This window comes from Rhodococcus sp. NJ-530 (assembly GCF_003860625.1).
GTDB lineage: Bacteria > Actinomycetota > Actinomycetes > Mycobacteriales > Mycobacteriaceae > Rhodococcus_F > Rhodococcus_F qingshengii.
In genome coordinates this window covers 5,734,823-5,753,249 of sequence record NZ_CP034152.1, presented here as the reverse complement: position 1 = coordinate 5,753,249, position 18,427 = coordinate 5,734,823, and the positions used below count along the sequence as shown (strand labels likewise).

Genomic DNA, 18,427 nt, shown 5'->3' with positions numbered 1-18,427 from the left:
ATGGACGTATCAATACTCGGCACCGGCTTGATGGGAACAGCTCTCGCTCAGGCGCTCATACGCAGCGGGACAAAGGTGACGGTGTGGAATCGAACCGCCGACAGAGCGTTACCCCTCGCTGCGGCTGGAGCCACAGTCGCCGAATCTCCACAATCTGCGATTGCGGCCAGCCCGCTAATCGTCATCAGTCTCCTGAACTACGAGATCGCCAAAGATGTCGTTACAGAAGCAGATTCGATTGCCGGAAAAATCATCGTCAACACCGCAACCGGTACGCCGGAGGAAGCGAACCAGTTCGCCGAGTGGATCGCAGGGCGAGGCGCTCGGTACCTCGACGGAGCCATAGCTGCATACCCGGAGGACATCGGAACCGAAAGTTCAGGGATCAACTATTCCGGAGACGAGGACGTGTGGGAGGACGTCCAGAGCCTTCTGACACCCATCGCCGCCCAATCACGATATGTCGGAGCCCGTCCCGGTGCCGCCAACGTGATCGACGCGGCCATGGCAGGCGCATTCTTCAACGTCGCGCTCGGTGCCTTCCACGAAGCAGCAGCGTACGTGCGGTCCGAGGACGTCGCGATCGCGGAGATGCGCCACAGTTTGCACCTGTGGACCGACAAACTTCTCGAACTCCTTCACGAAGCACTCAAAGCGTTCGAATCCGGAGAGTACGAGACCGATCAGGCAACCTTGAACGTATACGCAGCCGCAGTAGAAGCCTGGCAACAATCGATGCAGCGAGCAGGCCAACGCGCCGCTCTGATGACGGCGAATCTCGACAACTTGCAACGTGCATGCGCAGCCGGGCACGGGGACAAGGGCATCTTCGCCCAAATCGAAACACTCTCCGCCAACCCTCAATCCGCAATCTAAGGAGACATCAATGACAACCATGGCCAATCACCTCACCGCCCTGCCCTCGACAACAACAGTCGACGAGATCGTCGACGTGATCCACCGCGACGGCGGTGTCATCGTCGAAGATTTCCTCGACACCCCCCAGCTCGACGAGCTGCGCGCCCAACTTGGCCCCGTCCTTGAAAGCACCGGCTACGGAGAAGACGAATTCTTCGCCGGAACCCAAACGCGAAGAGCAGGAGGGCTGTTCGGTCGGATCGACCTCATGCCCGAGATCGCGCTCCACCCGCTCTACTACGGGGCCGCCAAGAAGATCCTTCAGGTGCCCCTGTCCGTCTGGGTCGGAGACGACCAGATCGAAATCACGCCTGATATCCAGATCGGTGTCACTCAGGCAATCGAAATCCACCCAGGGCAGGGTGCCCAGCGTCTCCATCGAGACGACACGAGCTTTCTGTGGCGCCACCCCGACTACGGACGCGAGGGCCGACTGCAGATCATGGTGGCGGTCAGCGATTTCACAGCAGAAAACGGCGGCACCCTCGTCATACCCGGAAGCCATCGGTGGGACGACCAACGGGGCCCGAAACAAGCCGAAGCGGCGCCGACCGTAATGCGGGCCGGTGCTGCCCTCATCTGGACCGGTTCTACGTACCACGGCGGTGGTAACAACTCGTCCGAGGCGCCACGGACCGGCTTGACGATGGCATTCGACCTCGCCTGCTTACGTCAGGAAGAGAACCAATACCTGTCAATCCCGCGTGAAAAACTGCTTGATCTTTCCGAAGAGGTACAGCGACTGCTCGGCTGGGGGTCCGGAGCGAACCTGATGGGTTACGTCGAACGGGGCGGTCAGATGATCGACGCACACGTTCTCCTCGAAAACGGCGCCGTCGAACTCCCGACTGCCCGCTGAACCCTCGATCCTGCACGTCGCTTGCCACCCGCAACCCAACTCGCACAGTAGTTTCTGGGTTTCGAATCGAGAAACATATCCGTCATGGGCGTACTCCAGCTGATTCACCTTGACATCGTGTGTCTCAGGTCAGGACTAGGCAATTGCCTAGTCCTGACCAAGGGTGCAGTATTCGTACCGCGTGAGCTACCGGTTCTTGAAGAACGAGACGTCGTCGTTGCCGATGAGGTCAGGGACCGTCCAGCCGTCGAGGTCGTATTCACTCAAGCACTGCTCGGCCAGTCCCTTCATGGAACTTGCGTGTCCACGATTCTGGGCTGCGAACAGCAGTTCGGCTTTGACGTTCTCGTGATTGCCGGAGTAGTTGCGCTCGTAGAGTTCGTGTCGGCCGCCGAACTCGGTCCCGATCGAATCCCACAGCGCCTTCATGACTTTCACGCGGTCGACGGCGGTGATGCCGTCGGAACCGCGAACGTACTTGTCGAGGTACGGACGCACGTCCGGGCTCTTGAAGTCGAGTGAACTCGAAGGCAGGTAGATCAAGCCCGACGCGACGTCCTGTTCGATGATCTCCTTGATCCGCGGGTACCCCTGGATCATGAACATTCGATAGGTGAGGCCGTACTCGAGCTTCGGGATCACCGAATCGCCGACCCACTGTTCGGGATCGCGTGCCATCGATTCGGTCAACGACCAGAAGAGGTTTCGCCACCCGATCACCTCACCGACACGGGTCTGGACTCCGCGGAAGCCGCCGGCGCCGGTGGCTTCGAGTGCCTTCATCAACAGTCCGGCGATGAAGTCGAGCTTGACGGCCAGGCGAGTGCAGCCCTGAAAGGTGAAGCGCGGCAGGAAGCCCGATTGAGGGAAGAATGCGTTGATCCGGTCGACGTCGCCGTACATGAAGACGTTTTCCCACGGAACCAACACCTTGTCGAAGACGAAGATGGTGTCGTTCTCGTCCATGCGACTCGACAGCGGATAATCGAACGGACTGCCCATCACCGCAGCATGTTCGGTGTACGAGGTGCGGCAGATCAGCTTCACACCCGGCGCGTCCATCGGTACCGTGCAGATCAGGGCGAACTGCTTCTTCTTGATCGGCAGACCGTAGTGAGCGATGAAGTTGTAGTTCGTGATCGCCGATCCGGTGGCGACCACTTTGGCGCCGCTGACGATCAAACCTGCGTCGGTTTCCTTCTCCACCTTCATGAAGACGTCACCGACCTCGTCCGGTGGAAGTTGGCGATCCACCGGGGGATTGATGATCGCGTGGTTCCAGTACAGAACTTTCTCCTGCGATTCGCGGTACCAGCGTTCGGCGTTGTCCTGGAACGGTGCGTACAACTCCTTGTTGGCGTGGAGGGTGCCCAGGAAACTCGCCTTGTAGTCGGGGGAACGGCCCATCCAGCCGTAGGTCATACGAGCCCACGTCGCTATGGCATCGCGTTCCTTGAGCAGATCGGCCGAGGACGTCGGAGTGCGGAAGAACGGCATGGTGAAACCGCCGTTGCCCGTGTCCGTCGGAACGGTCAAGGCGTCCACGTGCTCGCCCGTATGCAGAGCGTCGTACAGCCTCGCGGTCATGCGGATCGGATTCCGGAACGCGGGGTGTGTCGTGACGTCCTTGACGCGATCACCGTGAAGCCAGATCTCGCGACCGTCCTGCAGGCTCGAGATGTACTCGTCACCGGTCATCGGTCGGGTGGCGAAGTTCTTCGTGCGGTTGGCTTCGCAATCGGCGGCCGGATTGACCTGTGGCGCTCCGGAATCTGCGGGATCGACGCCGGTGGGAGGAATTTCGGTGGTCGTCATGGCAAAGCCTTTCAGATCGTTTGGGGTGCGGGCTGAAGATGAATCGGGGTGAACGAAGTGGTGGCGTCGAACCAGCCGCTGTGGGGGTCGTCCTGACTTCCGTTCCAGACTGTGGTCGACGAGGTAGCGCCTAGATCGTGAAAAGTGCTTCGGTAGAACAGAAGCGGATCCTTGCCACTCGACTGAGCGTCGACGATCTCGCCGATGAAGATGATGTGGTCACCGCCGTCGTACTCCCTCCACGGGACGCACGAGATGGTTGCTGCGGCGCCGTCGAGCAGGGGAGCGGTCGGTCCGTCGATCCACCTCGGTTCGGTGCGCTGCGGTCGGCCGGCAAAATGCATGGCCGTGTCCACTTGGTCGGAGGCAAGGATGTTGACCGCAAACGGCGCGTTGCCGAGGTAGCCGCACGCCTTGGACTTGCGAGTCATCGTGATCTGGCACAGCCGTGGTTCCAGGGAAATGGCCGTGAATGCGGTGACCGTGGCTCCGTGTGGTTGACCGTCGGCATTGGTACAGGTGATGACGGTGACGCCGCTCGCGAATTGACCGAAGATTCCTCGAAGCTGATTTTGTTCCATGACCGGACCTCCTTGTCGGATGGCGGTTGAGTGAGAGTGCCGCGAAGTGCGGGAGGGAAGTAGTGGGCGACTCGCGCCGGGAGTGAAGACGAACGTACGGCGGGCGCAGGCTTCGGTCGATCCGTACAGCGCGGTGGCTATCCGGATTGCGCACCCGATCGCGGCCCGTACCCGTTTTCTCTTGGAAGTGACCGGGGACACAGTGTTCAATGATGTTCAGCGCCCTTGCTCGGCAATGTGGCTGGTCACGGGTTTGGAAGGTGAAGAAGGACGATGGTCGACTCCATGATCGGTACTGCTCCCCGCGACTGGGACGAGGCGTGTCATGCGGTTTCGGACGCCTATTTTCCGCACACGCTGACGCCGTTGTCTCGGCATGCGGCCAGTGGAGTCGGGGTGTGCACCACCGAGTTGGGACCGCTGAGGATCGCTCATATTCGGTGGGGAGCTGACGTCGCCGTCGAATCCGATCATCCCGGTGCCTATGGGGTGAACATCCCGCTCTCGGGCGAGCTCGAGTCGGTGTTCGCGGGCTCGCACGTGCTCTCGACGCAGGGTGTTGCGACGGTATGTCCACCCGACATCACGACAAGAATTACGCGGTGGAGTGCGGACTGCGAGATCGTCGGAGTCCGGATGGACCGTCAGTACCTCGACCGTGAGATGGAAAAGGTTCTCGGTCGACCCGGAATGCACTTGCCTGATCAGGTGGATCTTCGGGGCGACGACGGAGCCAGATGGCTGAAATTTGTTCGCTCACTGTCGGATCAGATACTCGGCCCGGTCGGCGTGCTGCACAACGAACTGGTGGCAGGTCAGCTCTCCGGCGCCGTGGTCACGGCATTCGTCCTTGCCGCAATGCCCGAAAGCGAGGACGCGGTGCGACACGCCAGGCCACGCATCGTCAAGCGGGTGCTCGACGAGATGCACGACGACCCGGCCCGCGTGTGGACCGCAGCCGAGATGGCGGAGGTGGCGGGCGTCAGCGTACGGAGATTGCAGGAGGGATTTCGGCAGTACGTGGGCCGGAGTCCGTCGGAATGCCTGCTCGACATCCGTCTCGAGCGGGTCCATGCAGATCTGGTGGATGCCGACGACTCGACGACGGTCACCGATGTCGCTGTGAGATGGGGTTTCACGCACACCGGACGGTTCGCGTCGTCGTTTCGGCGTAAGTACGGATTGCTGCCTTCCGAGGTGTTGAGGCGCTAGCTTCGGTACCCCATGTCCGCGCTGAGTTGGTTCGCCTTTTCGACGAGGAAAGGCGCGACGTCGGCGCGGAAAGCTTCCGGGGATGTTCGTCCGGCCGAGGTCGAACACGCTGTCACTCCGACGACGCTTCCACCGGCGTCGCGGACGGGAGCAGCGAGGGAAATCAGGCCGTCTTCCAGTTCCTCCGATGTGAGCGCGTATCCCTGTTCGCGCACCACCCGGAGGGCGGTATGGAATGCGCCTTCGTCGGTGATCGTGGTGGGTGTGAGGGCGTCGAACGTGGAGTTCGCGATGACGTTGTCGACGATTTCGGTTGGCGCCCAAGCTAGCAGGGCTCGACCCATGGAGGTGGCATATGCAGGCACTCGGGTGCCGACGCTGACGTTGATGCTCATGATCCGCCGGACGGGTACACGCGCGGCGTAGACCACGTCGACACCGTCGAGCACCCCGAGCGACGCCGACTCGTGGGTGTGTTCTGCGATCTCCAACAGACGAGGGAGCGCCGCCTCCGTCAAGGCATGTGATGCCGAGAAGTGCTGCCCGATGCTCAGAACGCGTGGGGTGAGCGACCACCGACTGTTGTTGCCGGTGACGTATCCGAGCTTCTGCAGCGTGAGGAGGATGCGCCGGACCGCTGGGCGGGAGAGACCTGTTTCGGCGGCAAGATCGGCGAGCGACGGGTTGGGGTTCTTCTCGTCGAAGGCCGTCAGCACAGCAAATCCACGCTCGATGCTCTGGATGTAATCGCGATCGTTCTCGCTCACGGAATGGCCTTTCATCTGCGGGTATGCCCGATCGGCGCCTTCGAAGGTTGACAAACCTTGTGACTGGGCGCACAGTACAAGCGTACGCACAGCGTAACAGATGTACGCAGAGCGTACAATCCAAACTTGGGGAGCCGACGCAGCCCAGCAGTACGGCACCCACCCGGTAACAGCCACATACGGCCCCGAGGAGGACCACATGACCACTTCCGAGAGCCCCACCGCAGTAGGTTCGGGTACTGCCGCCACCGACAAGTTCCTCCAGGAACGAGTCAGCGCGGACACCCCGCCCGAACGCGTCTCGGCCATCGCCAAGGACGTGCTCGAGGCACTCGCAGGCGTCATCGACAAGCACGGCATCACCTACCCCGAGTACCGCGTCCTCAAGCAGTGGCTCATCGACATCGGCCAGTTCGGCGAGTGGCCCCTGTGGCTGGACGTCTTCCTCGAGCATAACGTCGAGGAGGTCGCGTACCGCGGCCAGCACGGCACCAAGGGAAGCATCGAGGGCCCGTACTACGTTGCCGATGCCAAGACGTTGCCTGCCAAGTGTGAACTTCCGATGCGTGACAACGAGGTTGGATCGAAGCTGGTCTTCGAGGGCCAGGTTCGCGATCTCGACGGCAAGGGGTTGGGCGGTGCAACCGTCGAACTCTGGCACGCGGACGACGAAGGCTACTACTCCCATTTCGCGCCGCACATCCCCGACGGCAACCTCCGCGGAACGATCGTCGCCGACGACGAGGGACGCTTCGAGATCACCACGATTCAGCCTGCGCCGTACCAGATCCCGACCGACGGCCCCACCGGCTGGTTCATCGAGAAGGCCGGCTGGCACCCGTGGCGTCCGGCTCACCTGCACCTCATGGTGAAGGCTCCCGGTAAGCGCACCATCACCACCCAGCTCTATTTCAAGGATGGAGAGTGGATCGAGAACGACGTGGCAACGGCGACGAAGCCCGAACTGATTCTCGATCCGAAGCCAGGTGCCGACGGAACCAACCGGGTCACATACGACTTCGTGCTCGATCCGGCCTGATCCACAACTGCTCTGAAGAAAGTGATTTGATGACAGACCTGTCGATCGTCTCCATCGAGACGACCATCCTCGACGTTCCGCTGGTTCGCCCCCACAAGTTCGCCACCACGTCGATGACGGCGCAGCCGTTGTTGCTGGTCGCGATTCGCACCTCCGACGGAGTGATCGGATACGGCGAAGGTGTCGTTCCGGGCGGGCCGTGGTGGGGCGGCGAATCGGTGGAGACGATGCAGGTCATCATCGAGAAGTACATCGCTCCCGTGGTGGTCGGCAGGCGCGTGGATCACATCACCGCGATCATGGCCGACATCGAAAAAGTTGTTGCCAATGCACGATTCGCGAAGGCCGCCGTCGACGTGGCGTTGCACGACGCCTGGGCGCGTAGCCTGGGAGTCCCCGTGCACACGCTCCTCGGCGGGGCTTTCCGCGAGAGTGTCGACGTCACGTGGGCACTGGGTGCTGCGCCGGCGGACGAGATCATCGAGGAAGCTCACGAAAAGCTCGAATCCCGGCTCAATTTCAGCTTCAAACTCAAGATGGGAGCACTCGATCCAGCAGTCGACGTCGCGCGCATCGTCAACATCGCGCAGGCGCTGGACGGCCACGCCGGAGTCCGTGTCGACGTCAACGCACGGTGGGATCGCTTCACTGCCCTGCGGTACTTGCCGCAACTCGCCGAGGGTGGAGTCGAACTGATCGAACAACCCACTCCGGCAGACCAAATCGAGGTCCTCGCCGAACTCAGTAGGCTTCTACCGATTCCGATCATGGCCGACGAGAGTGTGCAGACCCCACACGACGCTCTGGAAATCGCCCGCCGGAGCGCCGCCGATGTCATCGCCCTCAAGACCACCAAATGTGGTGGCCTCCAGCGCAGCCGCGACATCGTCGCGATTGCCAAGGCCGCCGGTATCGCGTGCCACGGTGCGACGTCCATCGAAGGCCCGATCGGCACCGCCGCTTCGTTGCACTTCGCGTGCGCCGAGCCCGGAATCAACTTCGGAACAGAGCTTTTCGGCCCACTGCTCTTCAGTGAAGAGTTGCTTCAGGAACCCCTGAAGTATTCCGAGGGTCAGTTGCACCTCCCCGCCGGACCTGGCCTGGGAGTCGAACTGAACATGGACGCCGTCAAGACCTGGACCAGGAACTAGAGGATAGAAGAACATGGCACTCTTTCACGTTCGGATGGACGTCGATATTCCGCGCGACCTGGATCCGGAAGTACGCGCCGATACCGTCGCAACGGAGAAGGCGTACTCGCAAGACCTTCAGCGACAGGGAAAGTGGGTGCATCTGTGGCGAATTGTGGGACAGTTCAGCAACATCAGCATCTTCGATGTCGAGTCGGCTGACGAACTCCATGAGATTCTCTGGAACCTGCCCCTGTTCCCGTACATGACCATCGAGGTCATGCCGTTGACGCAGCACGGATCTTCGATCAAGTAGCCCGCCATGTCTGCCGTGTCTGCCACGCCTGCGAGCCTGCCGGAATCTGTGCAGCAGTGGCACTGCGAGATGTCGGAGACCTTCGGTGGCCTGTGCCCCGAGAGTTCCGTCGATGCCGCGCCTGTCGGTACGGTCAGCGGCGTAAGTCTCGGGGACGTAGGCGCTTTCGACATCTCCGGTTCACCGCAGATACTGCGGCGGAGCGCACGCGCAGCAAAGCGACACGGTAGTGATCTGCTCAAGATCTGCACGGTCCGAACCGGGAGCGCGATACTGCGCCAATCGGACCGCGAGTTGACGGCCCCGCCCGGCGCGATGATTCTCTACGACGTCGAGCATTCGTACGCGCTGCGTTTCGACGGTCACTGGTCGTGCACCGTCATGACCCTACCGCGCAGTGCGGTGAGTCTGACCGAGCGAGAACTGAATTGCGCGCTCGAGCGCACCCACGACGGTCGGCGTGGGTCCGGTGCATTGCTGGAAAATTTCATCTCGGGCGCTGTTGCATCACAGGTCGACGGCAGCGCAGCCGGGCTTCTCGGAGATGCTGGAGTCAATCTCGCTTCGGCAGTTCTGATGCAAGGATCTGCGCCCGCGACACCCGGACGTTCGACGCGAGAGGAGATCTTGCGATATGCGCTTCGGAATCTCGACTCACCAGACCTCTCGGTCGCGTCGATCGCCGGTGCGTTGCACCTGTCGCCGCGAACCGTTCAGCGTCACTTCGGTGACGGGGATCTGACCCTCAGTGCGCTGATTCGCCGCGAACGGTTGATCCGCGTACGCCGCGATCTCACCGACGTCTCACTGCGGGGTCATTCGATCTCAATCCTGGCCGCACGATGGTGTTTCCATGACGCACCAGCGTTTTCGCGTGCATTCAAAGCGGAATTCGGTGCGGCGCCGTCGGAAGTACGTAACTCGCCTGATCCGAACGTCCGCGAACGTCACTGATCTGTCGCATCCGAACAACAAACGTGTCCGATCACGACAACTGGGAGCCCGAATACCGGGGCAGAGTGTGTTCCAGATCGCTTTTCAGGCTCGCGAAGAGCTCAGGTCCACGAACAGCGAGGACCGCAGCGAAAGCTACGAATCGAGGAACGCATGACGAATCTGCTCGCTCATCAGCAATGGCACGGAAAGATTTTCGACGGCCAATGGATCGACGGAGGCGGTGACACCGTCGAGTCGCTCGAACCGGCTACCGGCGAGGTGCTCGGTGTGATCGGCACGGCGACTGCTGCGGATATCGATCGAGCGGCACACATCGCGTCGGCCGCGCAGCCGGCGTGGGCGGCGACGATCGGGCAGGCTCGCGCTTCGGTGATCCGTAAGGCAGCGCAGATTTTGGAAGCCGAGCGAGCCGAGGTGGAGCGCTGGTTGATCCGTGAAGGTGGTTCCGTACCAGGGAAAGCCGCATTCGAAGTTGATCTTGTCATCGCCGAACTGTGGGAAGCCTCGGCGCTGCCGACACAGCCGTTCGGGCACCTTCTGCCCGCCAGCCAAGAGGGGCGCACGAGCATCGGTCGCCGGGTGCCCCTGGGTGTGGTCGGCGTGATCAGCCCGTGGAATTTCCCGCTTCTCCTCGCCATGCGCGCTGTCGCCCCCGCCTTGGCGCTCGGAAATGGCGTCGTTCTCAAGCCGGATGTTCAAACCGCGATCAGCGGGGGTGCGGTCATCGCGGAATTGTTCACGTCCGCAGGTCTTCCCGAAGGCCTCCTGCATGTGCTCGCCGGTGACGCGGCACCTGGTCAGGCATTGTGCGAGAGCCCGAGCATCGCGATGGTGTCCTTCACGGGTTCGACCGCCGTCGGCCGTCAGGTCGGGGCAACTGCCGGTCGCACGCTCAAGCGTGTCTCGCTGGAACTGGGTGGGAACAATGCGCTGATCGTCCTCGACGACGCAGACCTGGATGCCGCGAGCTCGGCGGGTGCGTGGGGTTCGTTCCTGCATCAGGGGCAGGTCTGCATGACCGCAGGCCGCCACATCGTGTTGGAATCGGTCGCCGATCAGTACCTGGACCTGCTGGCCAAGCGCGCAGCGGTCCTGCCGGTCGGGGATCCCAATACAGGCGACGTCGCTCTCGGACCGCTCATCAACGCGCGGCAGATTGCGAACGTCGATCGAATCGTCCAGGGCACCAAGGCGGCCGGCGCCGAAATCCGCGCCGGTGGAACATACGAAGGGCTCTTCTATCAGCCGACCGTCCTGGCCGGAGTCACCTCGGACATGCCCGCGTTCCGTGAAGAAATCTTCGGGCCCGTGGCGCCCGTCGTGATCGTCAAGGACGAAGACGAGGCAGTCAGGTCGGCCAATGACAGCGAATACGGTCTGGTTGCTGCCATTCAAACAGGATCGGTTGAACGCGGCGAGCGGATCGCGGACCGACTGCGTACCGGCATCGTGCACATCAACGATCAGACTTTGAACAACGATGCCTATGCACCATTCGGTGGCACGGGTGCCTCCGGAAACGGCGCGAGATTCGGAACTCAAAGCAGTTGGGACGAATTCACCGCCTGGCAGTGGCGAACCAGCCGGCCAGCGGCGCAGACCTTCCCCTTCTGAAGTCGAAAGGTACTCCTATGCGCACCATCTCGGCTCACGATCTTCCCATCGTGTTGCAGGACGGCGAATTCGAATTGCGGATGCGAGAAGAAGGCGACATGATCGTCAACTTCGTCAAAATTCCTGCTGGTGCAGACTTCGCCGAACCGTTCGCACAATTGGAAGGCGGGCGCTGTCAATGTCCGCACTACGGATACGTCTTGAAAGGAAGGATCTACACAGATTCCGAAGCAGGTCGGCAAACCTACGATGCCGGCGACGTGTTCTACTGGGCACCCGGTCACGTTCCCGGAGCGATCGACGACTCGGAGTATGTCGACTTTGCTCCCAAGGCTGAATTCCTCGAACTGATCGACGGAGTGCGTAAGGCGATGGGCGGCTGAGCTGTTCGGCTGCCACCGAGGTCAGCGTATTCCGTCGCGACGTAGTGCGACGGACACTGCGGCAGAGCGGTTATCGACACCGAGTTTGGCGTAGATGTGCCCGAGGTGTGTTTTCACCGTCGCTTCGCTGATGAAGAGCGCTTTACCCAGCTCGCGGTTGGTCATCCCCTCGGCGAGCAGGCTGAGCAGTTCGGACTCACGGGCGGTGAGCGCTTCCTGCGGGCGCTGCATCTGCTGGACGAGACGAGAGGCCACGGCGGGGGAGAGGACGCTGCGCCCGGCGAGCGCGCCGCGCACCGCGCCGAAGATCTCGTCAGGAGTCGAGTCCTTGAGTAGGTAACCGATGGCACCGGCGTCCACGGCCCGCACGACGTCGGCGTCGGTGTCATACGTCGTGAAAACCAGTACGGGAACATCGACACCGTCGCTTCGCAGGCGTTTGATCGCTTCTGCACCGTGCATGCCGGTGCCCATGTCCAGATCCATCATCACCAGATCCGGTGAGGCCGACGGTATCGCCGTGGCCGCCTCCTCGCCGGACGATGCTTCGCCTACTACTTCGACGTCCGGCTGAGTGTTCAGCAGCGCTCTCAGCCCGGCTCGCACGACCAGATGATCGTCGACGAGGAACACGCGAATGGTGGTGGTCACCGGATCCTCCGTTCGAGAGGGAACTGGGCCGCGACGACGGTGCCGTCTCCCGGTGCACTTTCCACGGTGAACGATCCGCCGAGCTGTGCGACGCGGCTTCGCATCGCACGCAGGCCGTATCCACCGTACCGAGAATGGTCGGCGAGCTTTCCCGGATCGAAGCCGACGCCGTCGTCGAAGATGTCTACGGAGACGGAGTGGTCGAGATACGTGATCGTCACGCCCGCCGTTTCGGCGCGAGCGTGGCGGGCGATGTTGGAGGACGCGCTCGAGACCACTCGCACGACGGCATGAGCTACGTCCGAGGGCAAGATGACGGCTTCACCGACGGTGCGGATCCGAACGGCCGGGACGAACTGGCGGGCGGCGGCCACGACCAAGGCGTCGAAGTCGCCCGTACCGCCCTTGGTCGGCGCCAGATCGTGGACGAGGTCGCGACTCTGCATCAAGCTCGTTCGGATGTTCTCTGCTGCGGCATCGACATCGGCTCGAGACGGCGAACCCGTTGTATTCCACGTTTGTTCGGCTGCCTCGAGCCGTAGAAGGGCGCTCGCCAGTCCCTGGGTAACGGTGTCGTGGATTTCGCGCGCGAGGCGCTCTCGCTCAGCGGCAACGCCGGCAGCGCGTTCGGTATCTGCCAATGCAGATTGCGCTTCTGCTACCTGACGCAGAAGCCGAAGGCGTTCTCGGGCATCTCGTTCCATCTGCCCGTACGCGGCCGCGACCAGTGCCGCGGTGCACAGCGGCCCGAGAAGTGTCACCAATTCGGCACGACCGGTGACCCGGTAGAACGCGATACCGGCGAGGACGCCCAGGATCCCGACGAGGGGGTAGGCGATCTTGCTCGGATACAGACGAATGCAAAGGAAGAGAACGGGAAACCCACACCACGCGAAACTCGGGGCAAGCCAGACCAGCGCTGCCCATGCGCTCAGTACCGGCCACATCCACAGCCGTTGGCGAACCACATCTCGCGAGGACACCGTGGCCATGACGGCGTAGAGCAGGGCGAGGACCACGGCCAGGACGAGTACCACCCCGAACCGACCGCTGGTCCCGTGGACTGTGACGTACCGAACTCCCGATGTAGACAGCAGTACGAAGAACGACGCGTGGATCGCATACGCCAACGGGCCGCGTAGGCCGCGTTCGGCGTCGGCGTTCATGGCTCCGTTACTCATCCCTCGAATGTTACGGAGGGCACCAGGCCGTTGTATCAACCATTCGGATGATATCCGGGTAGCCGTAGGGGGCACGGTTCGTCACCCGAGCGCCCGATGTGCGCACCCGCCCCCGGACGCGACGCTGTAGTGGACGGTTTCGAACCATTCGATTGAAAGTGTGCCCGACATGAACCACCGCATTTACACACGACTTCCCCGTACGCTCGCTGTCGCCGTTCCGGTTGTCGCAATCCTTGCCAGCGCCGCATGCTCGACCACCGACACACCGGTGGCGAACGCATCGAGCACGACGTCGATTACTGCCACGCAGCAGCCTGCCGCGACCGGTGATTCGGCGATTGTCACTCAGAATCGACTCAGTGCCGACGCAGCAGTGAAGGCTGCTGGTGCGGCCCTGGCGAAATGCCGCGCCGACGGTCTCGGCTTCGTCACCGTCTCCGTCGTAGACCGCGCGGGAAATGTCATCGCCATGGTGCGCGGCGACAACGCAGCCCAGCACACGGTGGAAGCCTCACGCGAGAAGGCATACACCTCTGCAGCTTTCGGAGCCGACACCAGTGACCTCTCGCAGCGTACCAAAGGCGAAGGATCAACCATCGCCGACCTTCCCGGCACTCTCTTCCTTGCAGGTGGAGTCACATTGAAGGCTGGAGCCGGGTCGATCGCCGGTATCGGTGTCGGTGGCGCTCCAGACGGAATGCAGGACCAAGCGTGTGCTGCCGCAGGTCGTGATGCGATCGCTTCGTCACTCGGCTGAGTGAGCGCATTCAGCGTGCTTCGTGAATTGTGCTTTTCGCCACCTGGATTCGCTCGGCACGACAGTTGTCCGATTGTTGCGATGACCTCGACTTTGTAACACCGGAGCCCCCGGAAAGGGACAAACACGTCGACAGTGGAACCGACGATGCACTTACCGAAGCGAGTTTCTTGATGCGCAGTTTCGGGGAAAGACACAACCTTGCAGAGAATCAGATTCACGTTGCCCGAACGCAATACACGGCGGGTGCGGGTGCTCGTAGCGGCGTTGTTGTCGATATTCCTGCTCGGCGGTATGTTCGGTCCGACCGCCGCGAGTGCTACTCCGGCGCGCTCGGCGCCATGGGGTGGGTACGACGAGTTGTGGGTCCCGTCTTCGATGGGAAACATCAAGGTTCAGGTGCAGTGGGCCGCGCGCGGTGGCAACGCCGCGTTGTACCTGCTCGACGGTCTTCGCGCGCAAAACGACAGAAATGCTTGGAGTTTCGAAACGAACGCACTCGATCAGTACCGCAATGACAACATCACGTTGGTGATGCCGGTCGGCGGTGAGTCGAGTTTCTACACGGATTGGTACGCGCCGTCCAATTTCAACGCTCAGCCGATAACGTACAGGTGGGAAACGTTCCTCACCCGCGAGCTTCCGGACTTCCTTGCAGGGTATGGCGTTTCACCAACCAACAATGCGATCATCGGGTTGTCGATGGGCGGCAGTGCCGCGTTGAACCTGGCGGGGCATCATCGGGATCAGTTCAAGTTCGCCGGCTCGCTGTCCGGCTACATCAATATCTCGGGTCCGGGTATGCGTGAAGCGATCCGCGTAGCCATGTTCGACGCCGGCCGGTACAACGTCGATTCGATGTGGGGCCCGCCGTGGTCATCCGGATGGCTTCGCAACGACCCGTTCGTCAACGCGGAATCGCTTCGCGGACTGTCGATGTACATTTCGTCGTCCAACGGCATCCCGGGACCGTACGATCATCCCTCTGCGCCGATCGATTACTTCCACACGGCGACGGGTATGGGGCTCGAGGCGCTCTCGTGGGTGCACGCGCGTGCATTCGAAATTCGCCTGAAATCCTTGGGAATCCCAGCGACGTACAGCTTTCCGCCCGCCGGAATTCACTCGTGGCCGTATTGGTCTGCTGAATTGTGGATGGCCAGAGGACAAATCCTCGACACCATGAACGCCTGGTGAAGCTGTAGTTAGGATCTCTCCGGACTTGCTCTCGATCGAAAGTCCGGAGAGAACTCGCTCAGAAGGCGATGATTCCACGGAGGTTGCGACCGGCATGCATGTCGGCGAAACCGTCGTTGATCTGGTCGAGGGTGTATCGGTTGGTGATCAGTCCGTCGAGTTCGAGCTTGCCGCTGGTGTAGAGATCGATCATCCAGGGAATGTCGGCGGTGGGATTGGATGCACCGAACAGGGATCCCTGAATTCTCTTCTGGTACAGCGTGAGTTCCATCAGGCTCACGGGAATTCCGACGTCCGTCATCTTCCCGAGGCCGGTGACGACGCAGGTTCCTGCCTTGCGGATCGACGAGAATGCCTGCGCGACATGTTCTCCGGTGGTGACACCGACGGTGACGATGGCCGAATCCGCGCCCTGGCCGTTGGTGAACGAGCGCGCTATGTCGGTGGCTTCCTCCATGGTGGCCACGGCATGGGTGGCGCCCAACTTCAATGCACTGTCGCGCTTGAACGCAACCGGGTCCACCGCGATCACGTGGGCGGCGCCGGCATGCGAGGCGCCCTGCACCGCGTTGATTCCGATTCCGCCGACGCCCATGACGATGACCGTCTGCCCGGGATACACCTGAGCGGAGTTGACCGCGGCGCCCCAACCGGTTCCGACGCCGCAGCCGAGCAGACACAAAGCGTCGAGTGGCAGGTGCTTGTCGACTTTCACAGCCGAGAGAGTGCTGACCGTGGTGTATTCACTGAAGGTGGACAGGCCGCAGGTTTGTGCGACGGGCTGACCGTCGAGAGACATTCTGTAACTTGAGGTTTCGCCGGGTCTGCTGCCGGTCATGATGGCGGCGCCGTTGTCGCAGAGGTTCTGGATTCCGCTTGCACACCAACGGCAACGGCCGCAGGCGGCGAGGAACGAGAACACGACATGATCGCCCTCGGACCATCCTTCCGTGTTCGGCCCGACCTCGACGACGATTCCGGCGCCTTCGTGTCCGCCGCAGATGGGGTAGCGGCCGACTCCGTGGTCGCCGCTGGCGATGTGATCGTCCGAGTGGCACAGGCCTGAGGCGACCATTTTGACAGTGAGTTCGCCGCTGCGGGGTGAATCGAGTTCGAGATCGACCACCTCGTATGTGCCTGGTGCTTGGCGAATGACGGCTCCACGAGTGCGCAAGGTATCTCCTGAGGTAAGAGTTGTTCTTCGACTTCCTCAGTTGTCTACTCGAGAGTTCAGGACGGGCTCGAGGCCTATCTCACTGATCGGACGTTTCGTATCTTTCAGACTCGTCCGGGGTGCGTCCCAAGATGGCGAGTTGCAGTTCGGTGAGCAGTCGCGTATCCGGCTCGTCCAACGAAATGCCCATGATCTGTTCAGCGCGCCGAATGCGGTAGCGCAGCGTGTTCGGATGTACTTTCAGAGACGAGGCGGCCTTCTTCACATCCCCGAAAGCTGTCAGGTAGGCCGTGAGCGTGAACTGCATGTCAGAGGCGTTCTTGTCGTCGTAGGAGACGAGTCTGTCGATACGAGGGTCCCGCAATCGCTCGTGATCAGCAACGAGGTCGAGTATCTCGCCCAGCAACACCGCGGTGCGTGACGCCGCGAGTGTGGTGACCTTCGAGGTTTCGTGATCATCGGTGGTATCGAGCACGCGGTCCACTTCTCGACGCGCCTCGGGTACGCCGTGCAATCGCGCGATCGGGACCGCGACGGCGGCGCGCACGCTGATGCCCGCACGGGCCTCGACTACTCCCACGGTGTCGTAAGCCCAGTCGCTGATCGCGACCTCGTGTTCGGCCTGAGGAAACAGCACGTAGATCCGGTTGTCGATGATCGTTGTGACCGCGTCGCTGCGGAATGCGCTGGCGCGCAGGCGCAAGGCGTTGGTGATTCGATCGAGATTCGATCCGGGCGCGAGTGATGTCGCAAATCCGATGACCGCAGACGGTCCGTCGGTGTTGATGCCGAAGGAGCCGGCCAGCGAGTGCATGTCGACTCCGCCGGAGCGAACGCCGAACAGCCTTTGCAATTGGGCATTCTCGCGGCTGGAGGCGTCCAAGGTTCGCATGAGAATGCGTGCGGCGACTGCCGCTGCACCCCGCAATACCGCTTGGGCGTCGTCGGAAAGAGGTTCAGAGGCGCGCTGCACCCAGATGCTGCCGAGATTGTGTTGGTGTGCAACAGAACCCGTCGGCGCTGACAGGTCCGGGCGGGTGATGCTCACAGCCAACCTGTGCGCGGCTCCGATGCTCGGCTCGGAGGGCAGACTGATGACCTCGTCCGATCGCCTGAGATGCTCGAACACGCCTCTGCGCTCTATCCATTCGGTGTATTCGATCGGCCACTCCCGGCCCAGTATGGAGAGCTGACGGAGTTCGTCTTCACCTTCGTGAGCAGCTGAATATGCGATGACATGGAGTGCCGTGTCGTCGATCGTCACGAGTCCGCCGGTCAATTCGGCGATCGTCTCCGAGAGCGCGAACAGATCCGAATCGCCACCGGCCACAGCTCCTGAGACGGCCCGCGAACGGTACATGCTCTGTGTCAGAAGTCGTTGTACGAGTGAATAGACGTGTCCGGAACTAGCCTGCGGATGTACCGCGGCCACTGCGATTCCGATGTTGCGTGCGGCGGTCAGAAGCGTCGTCGCCTCGCGCGCATTCTTGACGAGCAAGAGCTTCGGACGACGCCTCGCCGGCCTGCCTTCGAACTTTCGCAACCACTGCGTCAACGTCGATTCGGGAACCCCCACGGGGAGGTAGATGTCGGAGATCGCACCACGGCTGTCGGTGCCGTCGATATCGGAGGACTCGACGAGGGCGATCGAACGGATTTCGACATCGAGTCCGTCGGGGCTTTCCAGAAGCTCGATCACGGACTTGTCCGTGGAATGCATGAGGGCGCCGAGGGTGGTGCCGACACTCGGCCCGTTATTCCTCGGACCTGTCGACGCTTGCGGGAGGGCTACAGAAAGTGGCTGCACATTTGCTCCTCGGCCAGTGGGTCATTACAGGCTAACCCCGACAGACGAAATGCAGAATAAGGAAAT

The 18,427-nt window shown here is 61.8% G+C and carries 18 protein-coding genes; 11 read left to right on the top strand and 7 right to left on the bottom strand.

Annotated elements, in window-relative coordinates; all coding sequences use genetic code 11:
• Together EHW12_RS26885 and EHW12_RS26880 are read left to right on the top strand one after the other, a co-directional pair.
• Entirely contained in the window at positions 1-876 is an 876-nt protein-coding gene (locus EHW12_RS26885; protein WP_020971038.1) for an NAD(P)-binding domain-containing protein, read from the top strand.
• 10 nt (positions 877-886) lie between these two features.
• The gene (locus EHW12_RS26880; protein ID WP_030536462.1) at positions 887-1,777 is read left to right on the top strand and encodes a phytanoyl-CoA dioxygenase family protein; all 891 of its coding nucleotides are present in this window, start codon (positions 887-889) and stop codon (positions 1,775-1,777) included.
• A 186-nt stretch (positions 1,778-1,963) separates the two neighbouring features.
• Here EHW12_RS26880 and EHW12_RS26875 read toward each other — a convergent pair whose 3' ends face one another.
• Both EHW12_RS26875 and EHW12_RS26870 read right to left on the bottom strand, forming a co-directional pair.
• Positions 1,964-3,592, bottom strand: coding sequence for a 4-hydroxyphenylacetate 3-hydroxylase N-terminal domain-containing protein (locus tag EHW12_RS26875; protein ID WP_125052177.1), 1,629 nt, complete (start codon positions 3,590-3,592; stop codon positions 1,964-1,966).
• An 11-nt stretch (positions 3,593-3,603) separates the two neighbouring features.
• Positions 3,604-4,173, bottom strand: a complete 570-nt coding sequence (locus EHW12_RS26870) for a flavin reductase family protein (protein ID WP_007729773.1) — start codon at positions 4,171-4,173, stop codon at positions 3,604-3,606.
• Between the two features lie 273 nt (positions 4,174-4,446).
• Between EHW12_RS26870 and EHW12_RS26865 the strand changes: the two genes are divergently transcribed.
• Positions 4,447-5,385, top strand: coding sequence for an AraC family transcriptional regulator (locus tag EHW12_RS26865; protein ID WP_007729772.1), 939 nt, complete (start codon positions 4,447-4,449; stop codon positions 5,383-5,385).
• On the opposite strand, the gene EHW12_RS26860 is transcribed toward EHW12_RS26865, so the two are convergent.
• Positions 5,382-6,152 (bottom strand): IclR family transcriptional regulator, encoded by a 771-nt coding sequence (locus EHW12_RS26860; RefSeq protein ID WP_003939932.1) that lies wholly within the window; start codon positions 6,150-6,152, stop codon positions 5,382-5,384. The genes EHW12_RS26865 and EHW12_RS26860 overlap by 4 nt on opposite strands.
• A gap of 199 nt (positions 6,153-6,351) precedes the next feature.
• On the opposite strand from EHW12_RS26860, the gene catA reads away from it, so the two are divergent.
• The 6 genes from catA to EHW12_RS26830 all read left to right on the top strand — a co-directional run bounded on the left by catA (position 6,352) and on the right by EHW12_RS26830 (position 11,591).
• Positions 6,352-7,191 (top strand): catechol 1,2-dioxygenase, encoded by an 840-nt coding sequence (gene catA / locus EHW12_RS26855; RefSeq protein WP_003940427.1) that lies wholly within the window; start codon positions 6,352-6,354, stop codon positions 7,189-7,191.
• Positions 7,192-7,220: 29 nt separating this feature from the next.
• A complete protein-coding gene (locus EHW12_RS26850; RefSeq protein ID WP_003940572.1) occupies positions 7,221-8,342 on the top strand; it encodes a muconate/chloromuconate family cycloisomerase in 1,122 nt (373 codons plus the stop codon).
• Positions 8,343-8,355: 13 nt separating this feature from the next.
• Positions 8,356-8,637 (top strand): muconolactone Delta-isomerase, encoded by a 282-nt coding sequence (gene catC, locus EHW12_RS26845; protein ID WP_003940264.1) that lies wholly within the window; start codon positions 8,356-8,358, stop codon positions 8,635-8,637.
• Positions 8,638-8,643: 6 nt separating this feature from the next.
• Positions 8,644-9,591 carry a helix-turn-helix domain-containing protein gene (locus EHW12_RS26840; protein ID WP_125052175.1) on the top strand — a complete coding sequence of 316 codons (948 nt, stop codon included), beginning with the start codon at positions 8,644-8,646 and terminating at the stop codon, positions 9,589-9,591.
• A 153-nt stretch (positions 9,592-9,744) separates the two neighbouring features.
• A complete protein-coding gene (locus tag EHW12_RS26835) occupies positions 9,745-11,208 on the top strand; it encodes a benzaldehyde dehydrogenase (RefSeq protein ID WP_125052173.1) in 1,464 nt (487 codons plus the stop codon).
• A 17-nt stretch (positions 11,209-11,225) separates the two neighbouring features.
• Positions 11,226-11,591, top strand: a complete 366-nt coding sequence (locus tag EHW12_RS26830) for a hypothetical protein (protein WP_065351503.1) — start codon at positions 11,226-11,228, stop codon at positions 11,589-11,591.
• Positions 11,592-11,612: 21 nt separating this feature from the next.
• Here EHW12_RS26830 and EHW12_RS26825 read toward each other — a convergent pair whose 3' ends face one another.
• Both EHW12_RS26825 and EHW12_RS26820 read right to left on the bottom strand, forming a co-directional pair.
• The gene (locus EHW12_RS26825) at positions 11,613-12,242 is read right to left on the bottom strand and encodes a response regulator transcription factor (protein ID WP_125052171.1); all 630 of its coding nucleotides are present in this window, start codon (positions 12,240-12,242) and stop codon (positions 11,613-11,615) included.
• Positions 12,239-13,408 carry a sensor histidine kinase gene (locus tag EHW12_RS26820; RefSeq protein ID WP_125052742.1) on the bottom strand — a complete coding sequence of 390 codons (1,170 nt, stop codon included), beginning with the start codon at positions 13,406-13,408 and terminating at the stop codon, positions 12,239-12,241. The genes EHW12_RS26825 and EHW12_RS26820 overlap by 4 nt, the downstream gene beginning before the upstream one ends.
• 184 nt (positions 13,409-13,592) lie before the next feature.
• Between EHW12_RS26820 and EHW12_RS26815 the strand changes: the two genes are divergently transcribed.
• On the top strand, positions 13,593-14,183 hold the full coding sequence (locus EHW12_RS26815) for a heme-binding protein (protein WP_003940245.1): 591 nt from the start codon (positions 13,593-13,595) through the stop codon (positions 14,181-14,183).
• Positions 14,184-14,453: 270 nt separating this feature from the next.
• Positions 14,454-15,380, top strand: coding sequence for an alpha/beta hydrolase family protein (locus EHW12_RS26810; protein ID WP_306671697.1), 927 nt, complete (start codon positions 14,454-14,456; stop codon positions 15,378-15,380).
• A 58-nt stretch (positions 15,381-15,438) separates the two neighbouring features.
• Here the strand turns inward: EHW12_RS26810 and EHW12_RS26805 are convergent, their stop codons facing one another.
• Both EHW12_RS26805 and EHW12_RS26800 read right to left on the bottom strand, forming a co-directional pair.
• A complete protein-coding gene (locus EHW12_RS26805) occupies positions 15,439-16,554 on the bottom strand; it encodes an NDMA-dependent alcohol dehydrogenase (RefSeq protein ID WP_042447159.1) in 1,116 nt (371 codons plus the stop codon).
• Positions 16,555-16,633: 79 nt separating this feature from the next.
• Positions 16,634-18,361: a helix-turn-helix domain-containing protein gene (locus EHW12_RS26800; RefSeq protein ID WP_230793260.1), complete on the bottom strand. Its 1,728-nt coding sequence runs from the start codon at positions 18,359-18,361 to the stop codon at positions 16,634-16,636.
• Positions 18,362-18,427 lie beyond the last annotated feature (66 nt).

Excerpts from the sequence above, each read along its gene's own strand:
- EHW12_RS26865 (WP_007729772.1), top strand. The coding sequence starts at position 4,447 with ATGGTCGACTCCATGATCGGTACTGCTCCCCGCGACTGGGACGAGGCG.
- EHW12_RS26880 (WP_030536462.1), top strand. The coding sequence starts at position 887 with ATGACAACCATGGCCAATCACCTCACCGCCCTGCCCTCGACAACAACA.
- EHW12_RS26835 (WP_125052173.1), top strand. The coding sequence starts at position 9,745 with ATGACGAATCTGCTCGCTCATCAGCAATGGCACGGAAAGATTTTCGAC.
- EHW12_RS26850 (WP_003940572.1), top strand. The coding sequence starts at position 7,221 with ATGACAGACCTGTCGATCGTCTCCATCGAGACGACCATCCTCGACGTT.
- EHW12_RS26885 (WP_020971038.1), top strand. The coding sequence starts at position 1 with ATGGACGTATCAATACTCGGCACCGGCTTGATGGGAACAGCTCTCGCT.
- catA (WP_003940427.1), top strand. The coding sequence starts at position 6,352 with ATGACCACTTCCGAGAGCCCCACCGCAGTAGGTTCGGGTACTGCCGCC.
- EHW12_RS26840 (WP_125052175.1), top strand. The coding sequence starts at position 8,644 with ATGTCTGCCGTGTCTGCCACGCCTGCGAGCCTGCCGGAATCTGTGCAG.
- EHW12_RS26815 (WP_003940245.1), top strand. The coding sequence starts at position 13,593 with ATGAACCACCGCATTTACACACGACTTCCCCGTACGCTCGCTGTCGCC.
- catC (WP_003940264.1), top strand. The coding sequence starts at position 8,356 with ATGGCACTCTTTCACGTTCGGATGGACGTCGATATTCCGCGCGACCTG.
- EHW12_RS26875 (WP_125052177.1), bottom strand. The coding sequence starts at position 3,592 with ATGACGACCACCGAAATTCCTCCCACCGGCGTCGATCCCGCAGATTCC.
- EHW12_RS26870 (WP_007729773.1), bottom strand. The coding sequence starts at position 4,173 with ATGGAACAAAATCAGCTTCGAGGAATCTTCGGTCAATTCGCGAGCGGC.
- EHW12_RS26830 (WP_065351503.1), top strand. The coding sequence starts at position 11,226 with ATGCGCACCATCTCGGCTCACGATCTTCCCATCGTGTTGCAGGACGGC.
- EHW12_RS26820 (WP_125052742.1), bottom strand. The coding sequence starts at position 13,408 with ATGAACGCCGACGCCGAACGCGGCCTACGCGGCCCGTTGGCGTATGCG.